Source organism: Marinimicrobium sp. UBA4509 (genome assembly GCF_002388575.1).
Classification (GTDB): domain Bacteria; phylum Pseudomonadota; class Gammaproteobacteria; order Pseudomonadales; family Cellvibrionaceae; genus Marinimicrobium; species Marinimicrobium koreense.
In genome coordinates this window covers 37,800-54,034 of the sequence record NZ_DGMV01000063.1, presented here as the reverse complement: position 1 = coordinate 54,034, position 16,235 = coordinate 37,800, and the positions used below count along the sequence as shown (strand labels likewise).

Genomic DNA, 16,235 nt, shown 5'->3' with positions numbered 1-16,235 from the left:
TCAACCATTTAATCCGCTTACCCCAATATCCATGTGGGCGCCCTGTTCGAAACCTATGAAGACGCCACCACCGATGAAGATGGTGCCTTCGTCTCCGTTCTGTGGGAGGCCACCGATGTCTGGTCTTTCAAAGCGCAGGCCGGTAGCTCCGACATTGAGGAAAGTGGCGGTGAGTCCATCAGCCTGGGTGCGGACTACAAACTGACCGACAAGACCAAGCTGTACGGTTACTACACCAATGAGACCAGTGACTTGCTCGTTAATGGCGCCGGCCGTGACGATCAGTATCTGGGCGTGGGCATGAGCCTGTCGTTCTGATCATTTTGTATGACCAGGCCCCGGCGCTCCCGCGCGCTGGGGCTAACACTTTTTTACAGATCAATGTTAGCATCTACCGTTACACTGACGTCTTGGAGGCGTTGACCGCTGCCGTATAAGGAACATGCATCCGGCCCTCCCGCACGACACCACATCCCAGCCTTCGATGCGTTCGAAGCAGCCGACAGAGGTAGCTTGTAGTGATAGACCCCCGCCGTGTGGCCCTGAGATGGATCAAGGTTCCCGCCGTGCTTTTGTTGTTCAGCCTTTCCGGGCTGGCCCTGGCCAATGACGAGTTTGAAGACCCTTGGGAGGACTTCAACCGCCGTATTCACGCCTTTAACATGACCGCCGACCGCTTTGTGCTCAAGCCGGTCACCCGTGGCTATCGTTTCATTACCCCGAAATTTGTCCAGGCCGGGGTCCGCAATGTCTTCAATAATGTGCTGGAAGTGCCCAGCGCGCTCAACGGTGTGCTTCAGGGCAAACCCGGATCCGCATTTCACGACTCGGGCCGCTTTCTGATCAACAGCACCGTGGGTGTGGGCGGGCTGTTTGACGTGGCCAAGCACGTGGGGCTGGAAAATGGTGACCATGAGGACTTCGGGCAGACCCTGGCGGTCTGGGGGTTTGACCGGGGGCCTTACCTGGTGTTGCCGATTCTGGGGTCAAGCACCGTTCGCGATACCCTGGCCCTGCCGGTCGACTGGCTATCCGACCCGCTGTTTTATGTGGATCACACGCGCACCCGGAACAGCACAGTCGCACTGTATTACATCAATAAGCGCTCGGAGCTGATGGAGCTCGAGAAGCACCTCACCGGTGACCATTACATTTTCATTCGCGATGCCTATCTGCAGCGTCGTGACTTCCTGGTCAACGACGGCGAAGTCGAGGATGACTTTGGCTCGGATATGGATATGTCCGAATACGGTGATTTTGACGAAGAGGGCGGCGACCCCTTCTAAAGAAAGGTCGTCATCCGGTGTCGGCCGTCCGGGGTGGGTCAGTGGAGGATTTCCAGAATTTCCAATCCGACCCGGTGTACCTTGCCGTCGGTCTCCGTCCGGACCACATGGGTTTTGGCCTTCAGGGTAGGGGCCTGGCCGTGCTCGGAGGAAATGGTCACTTCCAGCTCGGTACCGGGCTCCAGATAGTGTTCGGTGGCCAGTTGCATGCCGCCACCGCTCAGTTCATGGCAGAGCCCCTCTGCCGCTACCCCCTCGCCACTGATCTGCGCCCTGAGTGGGGTATCGATTTTCATGCGGATGAAATCCCGCTTCTCCTGATGCGCTCTGTCGACGGTCATCTCTGGCCCTCCGGATGGGTTTGACGTCTGTGGGAGAACCGCTCGGCGGCCGGTTTCCCCGCTTAAACTTAGTCTATAAAACGCCGTTTGAACAGCTTGCGCCGACCCGGAGAAGGGAGTAGTGTATTGCGCCTTATGCAACCCATGACTTTTCCGGCACCCGGACCGACAACGAGATGACCGACGCGAGCAGAAAACTGCTGATCATCGACGACGACGCGCCGGTCCGCCAGAGTATCGTGGCCTATCTCGAAGACAGCGGGTTTGAGGTGCTGGAGGCGACCGATGGCCCTTCCGGGCTGGCGGTGTTTCGCGAGCACAAGCCGGAACTGGTCATTACCGACCTCAGAATGCCCGGCCTGGACGGTCTTCAGGTGCTCCAGGCTCTGCACGAAGACGCGCCGGATCTGCCGGTAATCGTGGTCTCCGGGGCTGGAGTGATGGGCGATGTGGTCTCCGCCCTGCGGCTCGGTGCCAGCGACTATCTGATCAAACCCATTGTCGACATGGAAATGCTGGTGCACTCGGTGCGCCGGGCGTTGGAGCGGTGCGACCTGCTGGTCCAGAATCAACGCTACCGGGACAAGCTGGAGTTCGCCAACCGGGGCCTGCGGGAGAACCTTCGGGTGCTCGAACGCGACCAACAGGCGGGGCGCCAGGTTCAGCAGCGGTTGTTGCCGGTTCCCCTGGATACCCCGGAGGGCTATCACGTCGCCCACCACATAGCGCCATCGCTGTACCTCAGCGGGGACTTTGTGGACTATGCCTACCTAAAACATCGGTATCTGGCGTTTTATCTGGCCGATGTGTCCGGCCACGGCGCCTCCTCGGCATTTGTGACCATCTGGCTGAAACACCTGGTCAGCCGTATGGTGCGCGAAGAGGGCTTGTTCTGCGATGCCCAGTCGTTTGAGGATGGTGCGAACACCATGTTGCAGCAGATCAACCGCGAACTGAACGAAACCCGGCTGAACCACCATTTGACCTTTTTTGTCGGAGTCATTGATACTCAGACACGGGAAATGCGTTATGTTGTAGCGGGCCACCTGCCGATGCCCATTCTGATCACCCCGGAAGGGGCCGGGTTTCTGACCGGAAACGGCAAGCCAGTGGGTATCTTTGCCCATCCGGACTGGGAAATTTACCAGACACAGCTGCCTGAGCAGTTCTCTCTGGTGTGTTTTTCGGATGGAGTGCTGGAAGTATTGCCGCCGAAAGTGCTCAAAGACAAGGAGGACAGGTTGCTGGAGATCGTGCGAGATCACGGCGACAGCCTGGAATCTGTGTGTTCGGCGCTGGGTATTGAGGATGTCAGTGAAACGCCTGACGACATCGCGATTATGACGGTTATCAAGAGGTAATTACGCATGCGTCCCGGTCAGATTTTGGTTGCGGATCACGCAGGAGTCTACGTCATCAAAATGGTGGGTGACGTGAGGCTGACGCTGTGCATCTCGTTCGACCAGTTTATTGATACCATGTTCAGCCGGGACGATTTCTGTGATGTGATGTTCGATCTGTCCGAGGCCGAAGCCATCGACAGCACCACCTTGGGTCTGATGGCCAAAATTGCCCTGCAGGGGCGCGAGGAAAAAGGCATTACGCCGGTCATCTTCTCCAATAATGACAGTATCAACCGGCTGCTGCAGACTATGGGATTCCAGGAAATCTTCACCATCGTGAGTGACCTGGAAGCACCGGTGCAGCCTGAGCAGCCCCTGGCGATGGATGCCACCGAGGAGCAGCAGGTAAAGGAAAAGGTGATTGAAGCCCACAAGATATTGATGGGGCTGAACCAGGACAATCGCGAAACCTTCCGGAATCTGGTAAAAATGCTCGAAGAGCGCTGACTGCCGCGCGAGGTTATCGCCTCCCGGGCAGCAGAAAATCAACCGAGTCCGGTCCCGGCACCCTTGGCAACGCATGCAGATACCCGGCTATAAAATCATCGACACCCTGGGCGAAGGCGGTATGGCCCGGGTGTACCTGGCGATCCAGGAAAGTTTCGAGCGCGAAGTGGCGCTCAAGGTTCTGGACCCCCACCTCTCACGCGACCCGACCTTCGGCGAGCGGTTCCTGCACGAAGCCCGTATTGTCAGCCGTCTGGTTCACCCGAATATCGTCACGGTCTACGATGTCGGTGTGCATCGGGGCAACCACTTTCTGTCCATGGAGTACGTTCCCGGCCGGGACCTGAAGCACCGGCGCTTTGAACTGAGCCTCTACGAGTGCATCGGCGTGATCAAGGACGTCGCCCGGGCGCTGGATTATGCGGGTCGCAAGGGCTGTGTGCACCGGGACGTAAAACCCGACAACATCATGCTGCACGCTGAGGACGGGCGCGCGGTGTTGATGGATTTCGGTATTGCCCGCATCGTGGATCAGACCTCCGCCATGACCCAGACCGGAACCACGGTGGGCACGCCGCACTATATGAGCCCCGAACACGCCCGGGGCGCGGCTGTGGACAGTCGTTCCGACCTGTACAGTCTCGGGGTGGTTCTCTTCCTCCTGTTGACCGGACACCTTCCCTACGACTCGGACTCCGCCGTCGCCATTGGCGTGATGCACATTTCTGACAGCATTCCGCGCTTGCCGGAGCATCTGTCGGCGTTTCAGCCCCTGATCGACCGGGTTCTGGCCAAGGCGCCGGAGGATCGCTTCCAGACAGGGGATGAGCTGGTGGAGGCACTGGAGGCCTTCGACCGGGACACGCTGGACGCCCTCGAACGGGCGGGAGAGCGCTCGCTGCTGCACGAAGCCGACGGTGAATCGCCCACGCTGGTTAAGCCTCAGGCGGTCATGACCGAGTCCTCGAGTGGCGGCGAAGAGGGGGCTGATGCGGACCTGGGCGTTTCCGGTGATTACCTGGCAGTTCACGATGAGGACCGTATTGACCGGGAGAGCAATGCGGTCGAACCCCGCCAAGGGGTGTGGGGCTGGGTCCTCCTGTTTGGGCTGCTGGTCGGTATCGGGGGCTACGTCTGGCAGGAGCCTCTGCGCGCCGAGTGGGAGCGCCGTGTGGCGCCACTGCTGCCAGAGGGAGAAACTCCCGGCACCGTGGCTGAAGAACCGGAATCGGTGTCCGGGGCGGCGGGTGACTCCGACGCAGGTCAGGCGGAGGCTCAGGCTGATGATAGGTCATCGCCAGAGCTTGACGTCGCTGAGGGTCAGCAGGAGACCGTTCCGATTGATCCGGGGCTGGCGCTAGCGGAGGAAATGACCCCTGAGCGTTCAGCGCCCGAGGCGCCTGAAGAACCTGAGGTACCTGAAGAGAACGCGGCGTCCGGGACGGACAGCGACGAGCCCCCGTCGGATCCGGTCGCGGTGAATCCATCACCATCCGATGAGCCTGTAGCGCAGCCGAGTCGGGATGAACGAATTGCGGCGGTGAGCGACGCGGTGGCGACATTGGCCGGGCAGGGCGATTTGGCGGCCGCGCTGCTGGAAATCGATCGGGCCATGACCGAATTCCCGGACAGTGAGAAGCTGGCTCTGCAGAGAGAGCGACTGGAGGCACAACAGTCCCGCCTTCAGGAGGCGGAAGCCGAGCGCCGGGCCCAAGCGGCTCGTGAGGGGCAGCTACAGGAGTGGATCAGCGCGATCGAAACCCGGCTGGCCAATGACGACCTTGAGGGTGCGGGCAAGCAGCTGCGCGAAGCGCGCAACGAATTCGCCAACAGCAGCGCTCTGCTCGCGCTGGAGGCCGAGTGGAGTGAGCGTCTGGACCTCGCCCAACAGCCGACCATTGAGCTGGCAAAAGTCAGCTCTGAGCCCATGGACAACCTGCAGGGAGAGCAGCAGGGCACACTGGCGCCAGCCCGGGTGCTCTATGCGGGTTTCGCCTACCGGAATTTCGGTGAGACAAGCTCGGTCATACAGGCTATTCTGTATGACGGCTCCCGCCAACTACAGATTGCACTGGTGCCCGTGATCGTCCAGGGGGATGAGGGAGCCCGATTTTTTCGACTTGAGCGCCCGGTGACCGGTTTTGTCGAGGGCGGCTACCATCTGGACCTGGTCTCTGACGGAGAGGCGCTGTCCAGCGTGTCATTTCAGATCGGCGGCTGATCAGGGGAAACCATCCCAGCGCGGCCGTAACGACCCAAAAGAGAGAACAGCATGAAATCAGCGGTGATCGCCAGACGAGTCTCGCCTTTGATCCTGACACTGAGCCTGACGGCGTGCCTCACCCAGCCCAATGTGAAGGCGCTGCGGGATGAAAATAACCAGTTGCAGAGGCAATTGGATCAGGCCAGCGATGAGATCACCGACATGCGGGTACGCGAAGAGCAACTGCGTGCCGAGCTGGAGGAGCGCAACCGGGTGATCGATGTGTTGTCCACGGAAAAGAGCTCGCGCGCCCAGGAGTCCTCCCAGCTTCGTGGCCTGGTCCGGGACTTTGTGCAGTCCCAGATCGACAGTTACCGGGATTTTCTGTTGCAGTCCGACCTGCTCGACTACGTTGGCGGGGAGTTGGTCAGTCGCGCTCACCGGGGGGAGGAGTCCCGCACCCTGGTTGATCTGGCCAACCCGATTCCCCGGTCAGGCACCCTGACGGGGGTGGCGGGCTACTTTGAGTCGCCGGGCCAACTGGTGGTGAAAGTACTGCGCCCGGTGGATGACAGTCTGGTTGTGGTCTGGGAGAGTCTGCCGGTCGAGGCGGAGCAGTCCGGGGTGGTCCGTCTGAGTTTCCCGGTGAGCGTCGGTGTGGATGAAGGCGATATCATCGCCTATCAGTTCGACGGCGTTGTGCCGGTGAGCTTTGATCGGGGGACTGGCGATACCCGCTTTCAGCGCGAAGGGCTCACGCTGGGCAGCCTCGTGGAGCCCGAAGAGCTGGCCGGCGCTGACGAGCGCCGGGCCTACTCCATCGGTGTTCTGGGGTTGTTGAACTGACCGATCAGCCGTCGCTGTCCATTTTGGACTGCAGGTAATTCTGGATGCCCACCTTGTCGATCAGCGACAGTTGGGTTTCCAGCCAGTCCACATGCTCTTCTTCCGAGGTCAGGATGTTCTTCAGAAGGTCTCGGCTACCATAATCCTGTACCGACTCGCAGTAGGCGATCCCGGCACGCAGGTCGGGAATGGCCTTCAGTTCGAGCTTCAGGTCGGATGCCAGCATTTCCTGGGTGTTTTCACCGATCAGCAGCTTGCCCAGATCCTGCAGGTTCGGCAGCCCCTCCAGAAACAGAATCCGCTCAATCAGCATGTCGGCATGCTTCATTTCGTCGATGGACTCTTCGTATTCGTGATCGGCCAGCTCTTTCAGCCCCCAGTCCTTGTACATGCGAGCGTGAAGAAAGTACTGGTTGATGGCTACCAGTTCATTGCCGAGGCAGGTGTTGAGAATTTCGATGACTTTAGCGTCGCCTTTCATAGCCGTCTCCGTCGATAGGTGGGCGAATGGGGTATTCAACCTTCGAGTCTGGGCTGAGACGGTGACGCTGTCAAGTAATGACTAACCCCTAAGTGCTTGATGTGCAAGGGGAAAGTGAATCTGAATAAGACTGATTTTCAGTGCGCTTGAAGGGTCCGGAGTTACGCCACCGCGTAGTGCAGCGGTTGGGCTTCGACGTATTCGGCCTGGGGCAGGGTTTCGTCGATCAGCTCGCGGGTCAGGCAGGTGCACTTGCCGCACTGGGAGGCGACGCCCAACGCTTTGCGCAGCTTGCCCACGGTGGTGGCACCTGCGTAGATTGCATCTTTGATCTGATGGTCGGTAATGCCTTTGCAGACGCAGACATACATAGCCAAATACCCCGGAGCACGATTGACGAACAGTTGCATGTTAATGCTAATGAGAATTTGTGTCAATAATGCGTGAGAATAATTAACATTTGTGTTGCTATCTGTGAGGCTCGGGTGATAGTCAGATTTTATATAGTTCAGGCCTTTCACGGTCATTTATAAAATCAATAGAACACAAACCTTTCGGTCTGTATGATGTCGGCCTGCGATCTCATGCGAATCAGCGGTGACCACAACCCGAGCTGGTGGCCGCTAAATCATTGTTTTGTCGAGTATTTGTGATCTGGCATCTCACCTCGAGCCAATGCCGGAGCCACAGATACGGGCTTTTTTCACCCTTAATGTCAACTTAATCAGGAGATTAAATATGGGCGTATTAGTTGGTAAACCCGCACCGGATTTCACAGCCGCCGCCGTTCTGGGTAACGGAGAAATTGTTGACGAGTTCAACCTGGCTTCTGCCATCAAGGGCAAGAAAGCGGTCGTTTTCTTCTACCCGCTGGACTTCACCTTCGTGTGCCCGTCCGAGCTGATTGCCTTTGACCACCGCGTCGAAGAGTTTCAGAAGCGCAACGTGGAAGTGATCGGTGTCTCCATTGACTCCCAGTTCACCCACAACGCCTGGCGCAACACTCCGGTGGATCAGGGTGGTATCGGCCCGGTCAAGTACACCCTGGCCGCCGACGTGAAGCACGAAATCTGCAAGGCCTACGACGTTGAATCCGAAGGCGGTGTGGCCTTCCGTGGCTCCTTCCTGATCGATGAAGACGGCGTGGTTCGTCACCAGGTAGTGAACGATCTGCCCCTCGGTCGCAACGTCGACGAGATGCTGCGCATGGTCGACGCGCTGGCGTTCCACCAGGAGCACGGCGAAGTATGCCCGGCAGGCTGGAACCAGGGCGACAAGGGTATGGACGCCTCTCCGGAAGGTGTGGCCAAGTACCTGGGCGAGAACAGCGGCAAGCTGTAAGCGTCGCTCGGCGATCCCGAAAAACCCGGCTCTGAGAGCCGGGTTTTTTTTGCCCGAAATTCACGTAAACCCTTGTGGTTCCTGACTTTGCGGGCGGTTGGGCGGAGCGGTGAACTTGCTTTGAGCTCTAAAGGTTTGTAAACTATGCAATTCTTTTCAGGCGGATTTGCTGCCCGGTGCAGTGGATCTCGTCCGCTGGCGAGGTCGTTTTTTGCCCGGATGAAGCCATTCACCCAGTGATGATAATGAGGATTATTCGATGAGAATTTTTGAAGAGATGGAGTCTGAGGTTCGTGGTTATGTACGTTCCTTCCCCGTCGTTTTTGACAAGGCCGAAGGGTCGGAACTGTTCGACGAAAACGGCAATCGCTTCATCGACTTCTTCGCCGGCGCCGGTACCCTGAACTACGGGCACAACAACCCGAAAATCACCGAAGCGCTGATCGAGTATCTGCAGCACAAGGGCATCGTGCACGGTCTGGACAAGGCGACCATGGCCAAGCGCGAGTTCATGACCAAGTTCCGCGACACCATCCTGGCGCCCCGCGGTCTGCAGTACAAAATGCAGTTCACCGGCCCCACCGGCACCAATGCCGTGGAAACCGCGCTGAAGCTGGCCCGTATGATCAAGCGTCGCTCCAACGTGATTGCCTTCACCAACGGCTACCATGGCCTGACCATGGGTGCGCTGGGCGTCACCGGTAACTACTTCTATAAAGACGAATCCTACGGTTCGCGCGCCAACACGGCCTTTATGCCGTTCGATGGCTTCCTGGGCGAGGGCGTGGATTCCATCGAATACATGCGCAAGTTCCTGTCCGACCCCAGCAGCGGTGTTGACCTGCCGGCGGCGGTGATTGTGGAAACCGTACAGGGCGAAGGTGGCATCAATGTCGCCAGCGTCGAATGGCTCAAGCGTCTGGAAGAGCTGTGTCGCGAATTCGATATCCTGCTGATCATCGACGATATTCAGGTGGGTAATGGTCGTACCGGTACCTTCTTCAGCTTTGAGCGTGCCGGAATTCACCCGGACATGGTCACCCTGTCCAAGTCCATCGGTGGTGGTTTGCCCATGGCTCTGCTGCTGATGCGTCCGGAGCTGGACCAGTGGTCGCCCGGTGAGCACACCGGCACCTTCCGCGGTAACAACCTGGCCTTTGTGGCCTCTACCCAGGCGCTGAGCTACTGGGACAACGACGACATGGGCAAAGTGGTCGAGTACAAGGGCAATATCATCGAGGAAGAGCTGAAGAAGATGGCAGCGGATTTCCCCGAGCTCGAGCCGCAGGTTCGCGGTGTCGGTATGGTCTGGGGTCTGGAGCTGGCCGCCGGTATGGCCAATGAAGCCTCCCAGGAAGCTTTCACCCGCGGTCTGGTGATGGAAACCGCCGGCGCCGATGACCAGGTGCTGAAGTTCCTGCCGTCGCTGTTGATTGAAGAAGACATTCTGCGCGAAGGCCTGCAGATTGTGCGCGACTCCCTGACCGCTCTGGTCGAGAAGCAGCGCAAAATGATCACCGGCGAAGAGAGCTAAATTTCGTCCGAGATCACGGCCCGCGCGGGTTTTCCCGCGGGCCGACTCCCTTCCTGAACCCTTTCTGCAGAATCCCACCCCAGGGTCTAAAATAGTGCTTGCCAAGTGGCGAAAACGTGTATTAAATCGCCGCCCGCGATCCCCGGCGCGCCTTGCCGGATGACGCTATTTTCGACGCCCAGGGGGTGCCATGACCGATTCGCACATTCAGCTGCAGGACTACTACAGCCCGGAAACCTTTGCTCGCCTGAAAAGTTTTGCGGATACCAAAGACACGCCGTTTGTCGTGATCGACACCGCGACCATTGATGCGGCCTATCAGGAACTGGAAGACAACTTTCCCTACGCCAATATCTACTATGCGGTGAAAGCCAATCCGGCACCGGCCATCCTCAATCTGTTGACCGAGCGTGGCGCAAACTTCGACATCGCTTCCATCTACGAGCTGGACAAGGTCCTGGGCTTTGGTGTCGGACCGGAGAGGATCAGTTACGGCAACACCATCAAGAAAAGCCGGGATATTCGCTACTTTTACGAGAAAGGTGTACGCCTGTTTGCCACGGATTCCGAGGCGGACCTGCGCAATATTGCCCGGGCGGCCCCGGGTGCCCGCATATACGTACGCATTCTGACCGAGGGTACCCTGACCGCCGACTGGCCCCTGTCGCGCAAGTTCGGCTGTGAAATCGACATGGCCATGGACCTGTTGATTCTCGCCCGTGATCTCGGGCTGGAGCCCTATGGTGTGTCCTTCCACGTGGGTTCCCAGCAGCGCGAGATCAGCAGTTGGGATGCCGCGCTGGGCAAGGTGAAAGTGATCTTCGAGCGCCTGAAAGAGGAAGATGGCATTGAGCTGAAGATGATCAACATGGGCGGCGGCTTCCCGGCCAATTACATGACCCGCACCAATGATCTGCAGACCTACGCTCAGGAAATCACCCGTTTTCTGGAGGAGGACTTTGGCAAGGACTTCCCGGAGATCATCATCGAGCCGGGCCGGTCGCTGATTGCCAACGCCGGTATTCTGGTCAGTGAGGTGGTGCTGATTTCCCGCAAGTCACGCACAGCGCTGCACCGCTGGGTGTTCACCGATGTGGGCAAGTTCAGCGGCCTGATCGAAACGCTGGATGAGGCGATCAAGTTTCCGATTTATGTGGAGAAGAAGGGCGAGCTGGAAGATGCGGTGATCGCCGGCCCGACCTGCGACAGCGCGGATATCATGTACGAGCACCACAAGTACCCGCTGCCGCTGAACCTGGCCATCGGCGACCGCCTCTACTGGCTCTCCACCGGCGCGTACACGACCTCCTACAGCGCCGTAGAATTCAACGGCTTCCCGCCCCTGAAAGAATACTGCATCTAGGCTATCTCACTCGCTACCGCCCCTATGCTCTGCGTAGGGCGCGGTAAGCGCAGCGCACCCGCCGTCTGTGCGCTTGATGCTGGGGCGGTTTTCTCGATAGGGGATCAATGCTAAATTGACGCGCTGACAAAACAGCTTGGGAAACGTTATGGCGGACGCGCAAAAGAAAATCGATCTTGAACCCAGTTGGTTGAGCCACCTGGAACCCGAATTTCAGCAGCCCTACATGCAACAACTCAAGCAGTTCCTGCGCGGCGAAAAACAACAGGGCAAAGTCATCTATCCGCCCTCCAGACACATCTTCAACGCCTTCAATAGCACGCCCCTTGAGCAGGTCAAAGTCGTCATTCTCGGGCAGGACCCCTACCACGGCCCCAACCAGGCCCACGGCCTCTGCTTCTCCGTGCAACCCGGCATCGCGCCACCGCCGTCGCTTAAAAACATCTTCAAAGAACTCGAACGCGATCTCGGCTGCCCCGCACCCAACCACGGCTGCCTGCAACACTGGGCCGAGCAGGGCGTACTGCTGCTCAACGCCACCCTGACCGTCGAGCAGGGCAGGGCAGGTTCGCACCAGCGCCAGGGCTGGGAAGCGTTCACCGACCGGGCGATTGACCTGGTCAACCGGGAGCGCGAGGGCGTGGTATTTCTATTGTGGGGCAGCTACGCTCAGAAAAAAGCGGCCTTTGTGGATCGCAATAAACACCTGGTTCTTAAGTCGGTCCACCCTTCACCGTTGTCCGCTCACCGAGGCTTTATTGGTTGCGGGCATTTTTCGCAGGCGAATCGGTATTTGGTGGAGCGGGGTGAGGCAGAAATAGATTGGTGTTTGCCGCAGGTTTGATGCCTTTTGTCCCTTGGTCTTGAGCTATGAGGTCTCGAGGTTGAGTTACATCGCGTGTATTTACGGCGGGTGCGCTGCGCTTACCGCGCCCTACGCGGACTTGGCAGGAAATTGTCGGATTACGGCTAAGGCCTAATCCGACCTACTGATTACCAGTTGTGGCACAGAGTCGGATGCGGGGAAGGCTGACTGCAGACTCTCGGAGGCAGGGAGCCGACGAGAAGCCCCCAGGGATGGGTTCACGGCGGGTCTTCAACTGGCTTCCCGTGCAGCCTCCGGACCTCACGCTGGCAACTCACTTTTAACGAGTCCCAAATAGACCATGGATATTACAAAGAACCTGAAAAAACCCGAACGAGTCGAGTTCATTTTGAATCGGCTCCAGGAACTGTATCCCGAGCCGCCGATACCGCTCGATCACAAAGACCCCTACACCCTACTGGTCGCTGTACTGTTGTCCGCCCAATGCACCGACGAGCGGGTCAACCAGGTCACCCCACATTTGTGGCAACTCGCCGACAACCCCGCGGACATGGCCAAAATACCCGTCGAAGACATCCAGGCCGTCATCCGCCCCTGCGGACTCTCGCCTCAGAAAGCCAAAGCCATCTCCAAACTGTCCCAGATACTCATCGACGAACACAACGGCGAAGTCCCCGATGACATAGACGCCCTGGAAAAACTGCCCGGCGTCGGCCACAAAACCGCCAGCGTCGTCATGAGCCAGGTTTTTGGCGTGCCCGCATTTCCGGTCGACACCCACATCCACCGGCTCGCACAACGCTGGGGACTGACCAACGGCAAAAATGTCACCCAAACCGAAAAAGACCTAAAACGCCTGTTCCCCAAAGACCGCTGGAACGCCCTGCACCTGCAGATCATCTATTATGGACGCGAGTACTGTTCCGCGCGGCGCTGTGATGGTACGGTGTGCGAGATTTGCCGGACCTGCTATCCAGCACGTAAACATCCCAAAAAAGTACACAAACCCTGAACCACCGGCACCCAATTCCAGACTGAAGGACACACAGGATGACCGCTCTACTCAAACACCTGCACCTGCTCTTTGTGTTGCTCTCTTTTATCGGTTTCTTTATCCGCGGCATCTGGATGATGCAGGGCTCTGGCTTGCTAAAACGCAAGTGGGCTCGAGTGCTGCCCCATATCAATGACACCCTGCTACTGGTGAGCGCCGTTGCCCTGGCTGTTGTCATGGGTTACTCGCCGGGCGATCATCCCTGGCTGATGACCAAAATCATCGCTCTGTTTGTCTACATCGGTGTGGGCGTGCTGGCCTTCCGGCACCCCAAAAAGCCGGTTCGGGTCGCCGCCTGGCTGATCGCGCTCGGGATTTTCCTCTACATTGTCAGCGTTGCCCTGTTCAAGCACCCGCTGGGCTTTATGTTGACCCTGGGCGCCTAAGTCACCCCCCGTGGCCGACTACGCGCCCACCTCCTGGCGACGACTGGCACTGTTCGCCCTGCTGTTTGTGCTGCTGACCGCTGCGGGGCTCTATTCCGTATGGGGTCAGTTTGCCGGGCGGGAACTGACCTTCGATACCCGTCTGCTGCAGCCCTGGGTGCTACTATCGCTGTTGGCATTGCTGGCCGTTTATTACCTCAGTGATGCACTGCGATTGGGGTACACCCTGCAGGCGCTGGGACACCGGGTCCCATTGCGGAGCCTTCTGTCACTCGTTTTTATCAACCTGTTTTTTTCCAATATCACACCTATGGCCACCGGAGGCGGTTTTGCGCAGATCTGGTATCTGCGCCGCGAAGGTGTGCCGTTTGGCCACGCGACCGCCGCCACGACTTTACGCACCCTGCTGGCGGTGGCGTTTATTTTTACCCTGGCGCCCCTGTGCCTGCTGACCCTGGACGTATTCAGCGAAGGCACCCTTGGAAAAAACATAGGGTGGGCGCTGGCGGGCTTTGTGGTGTTGTACCTGGGCTTTTTTGCCCTGGTACTGTTTCGCACCCACTGGCTGATTGGTCTGGTGAGTGTTCTGCTGCAACAGCTTCGCCGCTGGCATGGACTCAGTGATCGCCGCCACCGCCGCTGGCAGTTCCACCTGCGCCGGGAGATGTTGCGATTCGCGCGCGCGTTTCGCGAGTATGGTTCCGGTAACCACTGGGCGGTGTTCGCCTCCATCCTGTTTACGGCACTATTCCTGTTGAGCCTGTTCAGCTTTCCCGCGCTGCTTCTTTGGGGGCTGGACTACTCGGTCAGCTACGTGAACATCCTGGGGTTGCTGCTGGTGACGACCTTTATCATGTATTTTTCGCCGACCCCTGGCGCCTCAGGTATTTCTGAGGGAGTATTTGGTCACTTCTTTCGGTCCTTGATTGGTGGCCCCCACTTATTGCTGGTGACCCTTGCCTGGCGAGCACTGACCATCTACCTGGGGATGACCATCGGGCTGGTGCTGTTCAAGCGAACCCTGGCAAAAAATCTTTTACGCGACGCCCAACGGAATAAACGGTAATGAAAGCGCCACGCCTGATGAAATGGCTGTTCTATCTGAATTTGACGATCGTCGGCTTCCTGATCGGCTACAAGCTCTACCTCAACCTGGACCGCCCCGAGTACAACAGCCTGCACACGGAACAGCTACGCCTACTCAAAGATAACCTCGAATCCCGGGATGACTACCAGTTCGCGGTGGTAGGGAACATCAACAACTCGGTGGGCGTGTTTGAAAAGCGCATAACTCCCACGCTGAACCAGTCCGGCGTGAATTTCATGGTCTCCGCCGGCAATGCCGTCAGTGGCGGCGGTGAAGACAAATACCGCGCGCTCCACGGCACCCTGAGCCACCTGGACATTCCCTACCTGCTGACGTTCGGGGAACAGGAGCACGAGGACTTCGGCAGCTTCCGTTTTTACGAGCATTTCGGACCCTATTTCTATAACTTCAAGCTGGGCAACAGTCAGTTCATTTTTCTGGACAGCACCGGAAAAACCCCCTGGCGCTGGCAGATCGAGTGGCTCAAGGGGTTGCTGGGCGACGCCCAGTCAGGCCCGGTGTTCCTCTTCCTTGGGCATCCCCTCTACCCGGTCGAGCACGAGCTGCTGTTCGAGCGGGGAGACCAATACCTGCAGGACCCCACATTCAAGGATGCACTGCTTGGCCTCATTCACCAGCATGATGTCACGGCGGTGTTTTCGGCCAACCTACCGCTCTATTCCAGGCAAACCCATCAGGACACTCACTTCATTACCACGGGCGGTGGCGGCGGACTGGTACTGAACGATGACGTCAGCTTTTATCACTACGTCAAGGTCGCCGTATCGGGTCGCGATGTGGACATCACCATGGAACGCCTGGATGTTGGCCAACACCCGCTGCTCTCCACGCTGGAGAGCTTATGGTTTTTCATCTACTCCCTGTTCTATGTCGGGTACGTCAACTTCATCCTCCTGGTCAGCGCTTTCACGGTAATCGCCATCAAGCTCTACCAGCGTATTGTGGTCGGTCAGGACTACTACCCGGACTTTGATCTGGACCCCACCCCTTGGCAGAAGGCCCCCCTGCGGGTGGCCATGTTCACCAACAACTATCTACCGTTTATTGGCGGGGTGCCGCTGTCGATTGAACGGCTGCGCCGCGGGCTGACTGCCCTGGGAAATTCCGTACTGGTGGTGGCACCGCGGTATCGACGTCAGGACCCCGAGGAATCCGGTGTGGTTCGCGCCCACTCACTGCTGACGCTCGGTGTTCGGGGCGAGTTCAGGCTCCCCAATATTTTCCTGAAACGGATTCGCCGGGCGGTGCGGGAATTCAAGCCGGACCTCATTCATGTCCATCATCCGATATGGATGGGCTCTCTCGGGCTGTGGCTGGCCCGACGTCTGGACATACCTTCAGTCTACACGTACCACACGCGGCTCGAGCACTACGCCCACTTCGTACCGCTCCCCGGTGCACTGTTCCGCAACCTGATCTCGCACGGATTGATCAAACGCTTTGCTAATCGATGCAGCGGGGTCATCGTACCCACTAACTCCGCCGAGGATTACCTGCGTATGATCGGGGTGAAAACCCCGATCTTTGTACAACCCACCGGCATTGACTATGACCGTTTTCAGACGGTTGACGATGCGGCCTTGGCACGACTTCGCCAGCAATACACTCTGGAAGGA

17 protein-coding genes are annotated in these 16,235 nt (G+C 58.3%); 14 read left to right on the top strand and 3 right to left on the bottom strand.

The window, feature by feature from the left end; all coding sequences use genetic code 11:
* Nucleotides 1-33: 33 nt before the first annotated feature.
* A complete protein-coding gene (locus B3520_RS12585; RefSeq protein WP_286805189.1) occupies nt 34-318 on the top strand; it encodes a hypothetical protein in 285 nt (94 codons plus the stop codon).
* 248 nt (nt 319-566) lie between these two features.
* Nucleotides 567-1,286: an MlaA family lipoprotein gene (locus B3520_RS12580; protein ID WP_286876179.1), complete on the top strand. Its 720-nt coding sequence runs from the start codon at nt 567-569 to the stop codon at nt 1,284-1,286.
* A 38-nt stretch (nt 1,287-1,324) separates the two neighbouring features.
* Here the strand turns inward: B3520_RS12580 and B3520_RS12575 are convergent, their stop codons facing one another.
* Entirely contained in the window at nt 1,325-1,627 is a 303-nt protein-coding gene (locus B3520_RS12575; protein WP_024459665.1) for a PilZ domain-containing protein, read from the bottom strand.
* Nucleotides 1,628-1,803: 176 nt separating this feature from the next.
* On the opposite strand from B3520_RS12575, the gene B3520_RS12570 reads away from it, so the two are divergent.
* From B3520_RS12570 to B3520_RS12555, 4 genes are all read left to right on the top strand, one after another.
* Nucleotides 1,804-2,988: a SpoIIE family protein phosphatase gene (locus tag B3520_RS12570; protein ID WP_024459666.1), complete on the top strand. Its 1,185-nt coding sequence runs from the start codon at nt 1,804-1,806 to the stop codon at nt 2,986-2,988.
* A 6-nt stretch (nt 2,989-2,994) separates the two neighbouring features.
* Nucleotides 2,995-3,477, top strand: coding sequence for an STAS domain-containing protein (locus tag B3520_RS12565; protein WP_024459667.1), 483 nt, complete (start codon nt 2,995-2,997; stop codon nt 3,475-3,477).
* 73 nt (nt 3,478-3,550) lie between these two features.
* The gene (locus B3520_RS12560) at nt 3,551-5,698 is read left to right on the top strand and encodes a serine/threonine-protein kinase (RefSeq protein ID WP_286805186.1); all 2,148 of its coding nucleotides are present in this window, start codon (nt 3,551-3,553) and stop codon (nt 5,696-5,698) included.
* A 51-nt stretch (nt 5,699-5,749) separates the two neighbouring features.
* The gene (locus tag B3520_RS12555; protein ID WP_286805184.1) at nt 5,750-6,526 is read left to right on the top strand and encodes a hypothetical protein; all 777 of its coding nucleotides are present in this window, start codon (nt 5,750-5,752) and stop codon (nt 6,524-6,526) included.
* 4 nt (nt 6,527-6,530) lie between these two features.
* Here B3520_RS12555 and bfr read toward each other — a convergent pair whose 3' ends face one another.
* On the bottom strand, nt 6,531-7,007 hold the full coding sequence (bfr, locus tag B3520_RS12550; protein WP_024459670.1) for a bacterioferritin: 477 nt from the start codon (nt 7,005-7,007) through the stop codon (nt 6,531-6,533).
* A gap of 161 nt (nt 7,008-7,168) precedes the next feature.
* The gene (locus B3520_RS12545; RefSeq protein ID WP_414673682.1) at nt 7,169-7,417 is read right to left on the bottom strand and encodes a bacterioferritin-associated ferredoxin; all 249 of its coding nucleotides are present in this window, start codon (nt 7,415-7,417) and stop codon (nt 7,169-7,171) included.
* 328 nt (nt 7,418-7,745) lie between these two features.
* Here B3520_RS12545 and B3520_RS12540 point away from each other — a divergent pair, with 328 nt between their 5' ends.
* The 8 genes from B3520_RS12540 to B3520_RS12505 all read left to right on the top strand — a co-directional run.
* Entirely contained in the window at nt 7,746-8,348 is a 603-nt protein-coding gene (locus tag B3520_RS12540; protein ID WP_024459672.1) for a peroxiredoxin, read from the top strand.
* Between the two features lie 259 nt (nt 8,349-8,607).
* A complete protein-coding gene (gene ectB, locus B3520_RS12535) occupies nt 8,608-9,882 on the top strand; it encodes a diaminobutyrate--2-oxoglutarate transaminase (protein WP_024459673.1) in 1,275 nt (424 codons plus the stop codon).
* A 190-nt stretch (nt 9,883-10,072) separates the two neighbouring features.
* Entirely contained in the window at nt 10,073-11,245 is a 1,173-nt protein-coding gene (locus B3520_RS12530; protein ID WP_286805180.1) for a type III PLP-dependent enzyme, read from the top strand.
* Between the two features lie 148 nt (nt 11,246-11,393).
* Nucleotides 11,394-12,089, top strand: a complete 696-nt coding sequence (ung, locus tag B3520_RS12525; RefSeq protein WP_286805178.1) for a uracil-DNA glycosylase — start codon at nt 11,394-11,396, stop codon at nt 12,087-12,089.
* Nucleotides 12,090-12,411: 322 nt separating this feature from the next.
* The gene (nth, locus tag B3520_RS12520; protein WP_286804424.1) at nt 12,412-13,083 is read left to right on the top strand and encodes an endonuclease III; all 672 of its coding nucleotides are present in this window, start codon (nt 12,412-12,414) and stop codon (nt 13,081-13,083) included.
* Between the two features lie 38 nt (nt 13,084-13,121).
* A complete protein-coding gene (locus tag B3520_RS12515) occupies nt 13,122-13,511 on the top strand; it encodes a SirB2 family protein (protein WP_286804423.1) in 390 nt (129 codons plus the stop codon).
* A 10-nt stretch (nt 13,512-13,521) separates the two neighbouring features.
* On the top strand, nt 13,522-14,577 hold the full coding sequence (locus B3520_RS12510; protein ID WP_286804422.1) for a lysylphosphatidylglycerol synthase transmembrane domain-containing protein: 1,056 nt from the start codon (nt 13,522-13,524) through the stop codon (nt 14,575-14,577).
* The coding region (locus tag B3520_RS12505; RefSeq protein ID WP_286876177.1) for a glycosyltransferase at nt 14,577-16,235 on the top strand (1,659 nt) is incomplete at its 3' end. The genes B3520_RS12510 and B3520_RS12505, both read left to right, overlap by 1 nt.